Raw genomic sequence first — 3,066 nt, forward strand, 5'->3', positions numbered from 1 at the left:
CCACCGACCAACCCCCCACCGCCCCGAATCGCCCGAGAAGTTACGTCGAACGAGTGAGCGCCCCGGGCGTGTCGCGCGCCCTACTTCTTACGGGCCGTCGCCATGACCGCCAGCTCCCCCAGCACCGCCTTGGCCTCGGCGTCGATCGGCGCGGCGGCGAGCGCCGCCTGGGCCTGTTCGGTCAGCGCGGCGATCCGCGTCTCGACGTCGTCCAGGGCGCCGGTGGAGCGGATGATGTCCTGCAGTTCGGCGACGCCGGCGGTGTCCAGGTCGGGGTTCCCGAGTTCGCCGCGCAGCGTCTTGATCGCCGTCGGGCTGTCGGCGCGCGCCGCGGCCAGCGCGACCAGCAGTGTCTGCTTGCCCTCGCGTAGGTCGTCGCCGGCGGGCTTGCCGGTGGCCGCCGGGTCGCCGAAGACGCCCAGCACGTCGTCCCGCAGCTGGAACGCCTCGCCGAGCGGCAGGCCGTAGGCCGAGAAGGCGGCGATCACGTCCGGTGTCCCGCCGGCCAGCATCGCGCCGACGTGCAGCGGTCGCTCGATCGTGTACTTCGCGGACTTGAACCGGATCACGGTCTGCGCCCGCTGGGCCGCGCGCTCGGGCTCGTCCAGGCCGTGCGCCTGCGCCAGCACGTCCAGGTACTGCCCGGCCATCACCTCGGTGCGCATCACGTCGAAGTAGCGGCGCGCCGCGGCGACCCGCTCGGCCGGCAGCCCGGTGCCCGCGAACATCTCGTCGCACCAGGTCAGGCACACGTCGCCGAGCAGGATCGCGGCCGCCGCCCCGAAGCGCGCGCCGGACCCCTCCCAGGCGGCCTCGCGGTGCGCGGCGGCGAAGCGGCGGTGGATGGCCGGCATGCCGCGGCGGGTGTCGGAGTCGTCCATGTAGTCGTCGTGGATCAGCGCCGAGGCCTGGAGCAGTTCCAGGGAAGCGGCGGCGTGGACTATGCCGTCCTCCTCCTGGGCAGTGGCACTGTCGCCGAGCACCCCGCGCCATCCCCAGTAACAGAACCCCGGGCGCATCAGCTTGCCGCCGTCCAGGAACTCGCGCAGCGCGGTCGGAAGCGGCGCCAGCTCGGGCGACATCTCGATGAGGGCCGCGCCCTGACGGTCCAGGAACGCCGACAAGGCGGCGTCTACTCGGTTACGCAAAGAGTGGCGGTCCAGGGGGTTCACGGGAACAACCATACGGCTGGTCCTCGAAGGCCCGTGTCTCGCGTCTCGGGACGTGCTGCTTCCTTGCCTTACAAAGGGCGACATGCTCAGTACGGTGGATTCATGGCACTGGGACTTCCCTCCGTGCGGCCGGATCGCGCCGCCACCGTCCGCGAGCTACTCGCCCGGGGCGAGCGCTCCTACTCGTTCGAGTTCTTCCCACCGCGGAACGAGGACCAGGAGCAGCAGCTCTGGCGGGCTCTGCGGCGGCTGGAGGGCTACTCGCCGACGTTCGTCTCGGTGACCTACGGCGCGGGCGGGACGACCCGGATGAAGACGGTGGAGACCACCGAACGCATCGCTGCGGAGACCACGCTCACCCCTGTGGGGCACCTCACAGCGGTCAACCACTCCGTCGCCGAGCTGCGGCACGTCATCGGGCAGTACGCGGACGCCGGGGTGCGCAACATCCTGGCCCTGCGCGGCGACCCGCCGGGCGATCCGTTGGGTGACTGGGAGGCGCACCCCGAGGGGCTGAACTACGCCGGCGAGCTTGTGGATCTGGTGCGGGAATCGGGTGAGTTCTGTGTAGGCGTCGCGGCCTTCCCGGAGCGGCACCCGCGCTCCCCCGACTGGGATTCCGATGTGGCGCACTTCGTGGAGAAGTGCCGGCGGGGCGCGGACTTCGCGATCACGCAGATGTTCTTCCTGACGGACGACTACCTGCGGCTGCGCGACCGGGTCGTGGCGGCCGGGTGCGACGTGCCGATCCTGCCGGGCGTGATGCCGGTGACGAACGTCGCGCAGATCAAGCGGATCACGGGGCTCACCGGGCAGGCGTTCCCGGCCGAGCTGGAGCGGTCGCTGATGGCTGCGGACGGGGACAAGGCCGCGGTGCGCGCGGTCGGTGTGGAGTGGACGACGCGGATGTGCGAGCGGCTGCTGGCCGAGGGGGTGCCGGGGCTGCACTTCATCACGCTGAACATGTCGACGGCGACGCTGGAGATCTACCGGAACCTGGGGCTCGACGAACGGCATGTGGCGGCGGCTTCGGGGATGCCTCTGTCGGCGTGAGGTTGTCGGCCTGCGTGAGGTTATCGGCCTGAGGTTGTCGGCCTGAGATCCCGGCTCCGATACATCCGCTCCGTCTCCGCGCAGTCCAGTCACCAGCACTGTCACCTTGTCTGATGAACGACGCCCGATCGGGCCACCCCGTCGCGCGCCGTGTGCCAGCCTGCGATGAACAGCCGAGGGGGCCGGAGAAGGAGAGGCACGAACATGCAGCCGCTGGGAGTCCGATACGCGGTTCCGGTGGACCTCGCGGCGGTCCACGCCGTCACCCACTCGGCCTACCGCCACTACGTCGACCGCATCGGCGCCCGCCCCGCCCCGATGGACGCCGACTACCCGCACCTGATGCGCCGCGGCTGCCTGTTCGTGGTCGGCAACCCGGCGATCGCCACCGTCACCCTGGTCCCCGAGGACGGCTGGCTGCACCTGGACAACTTCGCCGTCGCCCCGGACCGCCAGGGCCGCGGCCTGGGACGGCGCGTCCTGGCCTTCGCCGAGGAGCACGCGCGCCAGCTCTGGCTGCCCGAGCTCAGGCTGCTGACCCACGCGATGATGTGGGAGAACCAGCGCATGTACACGGCCGCCGGATACCGCGAGTACACGCGCACCCGGCCGGCGCCGGACCAGGAGCTGATCCACTACCGGAAGGTGATCGCCGGGTGGGACCTGTCGGGGCCGACGTACCTGCCGACGGCGGCCGGGATCGAGCTGGCCGGGGCGCGGTAGGCCGCTGAACGGAGCGAGCAATCCGGGGCCCGCAGCGCCTGATCAGCCTTCGAACCCGCCCCCGAGGCCGCTCGAACCGGCCCCCGAACCAGTCCTCGAACCAGCCGTCGAACCAGCC

3 protein-coding genes are annotated in these 3,066 nt (G+C 71.3%); 2 read left to right on the forward strand and 1 reads right to left on the reverse strand.

Translation table 11 applies throughout. From position 1 onward, the window contains the following. Nucleotides 1-80 precede the first annotated feature (80 nt). Nucleotides 81-1,184 carry a polyprenyl synthetase family protein gene (locus tag GWK61_RS53575; RefSeq protein ID WP_194922112.1) on the reverse strand — a complete coding sequence of 368 codons (1,104 nt, stop codon included), beginning with the start codon at nucleotides 1,182-1,184 and terminating at the stop codon, nucleotides 81-83. Nucleotides 1,185-1,274: 90 nt separating this feature from the next. Here GWK61_RS53575 and metF point away from each other — a divergent pair, with 90 nt between their 5' ends. Together metF and GWK61_RS53585 are read left to right on the forward strand one after the other, a co-directional pair. Next, a complete protein-coding gene (metF, locus tag GWK61_RS53580) occupies nucleotides 1,275-2,225 on the forward strand; it encodes a methylenetetrahydrofolate reductase [NAD(P)H] (RefSeq protein WP_194922113.1) in 951 nt (316 codons plus the stop codon). A 204-nt stretch (nucleotides 2,226-2,429) separates the two neighbouring features. Beyond that, nucleotides 2,430-2,948, forward strand: a complete 519-nt coding sequence (locus GWK61_RS53585; protein WP_194922115.1) for a GNAT family N-acetyltransferase — start codon at nucleotides 2,430-2,432, stop codon at nucleotides 2,946-2,948. Nucleotides 2,949-3,066: the final 118 nt, after the last annotated feature.

Origin of the sequence: Catenulispora rubra (genome assembly GCF_015356825.1) — a bacterium.
In the GTDB taxonomy this organism is placed as follows: domain Bacteria; phylum Actinomycetota; class Actinomycetes; order Streptomycetales; family Catenulisporaceae; genus Catenulispora; species Catenulispora rubra.

Bases quoted from the DNA above. Each gene is read 5' to 3' on its own strand.
- GWK61_RS53585 (WP_194922115.1), top strand. From the start codon at position 2,430: ATGCAGCCGCTGGGAGTCCGATACGCGGTTCCGGTGGACCTCGCGGCG.
- GWK61_RS53575 (WP_194922112.1), bottom strand. From the start codon at position 1,184: ATGGTTGTTCCCGTGAACCCCCTGGACCGCCACTCTTTGCGTAACCGA.
- metF (WP_194922113.1), top strand. From the start codon at position 1,275: ATGGCACTGGGACTTCCCTCCGTGCGGCCGGATCGCGCCGCCACCGTC.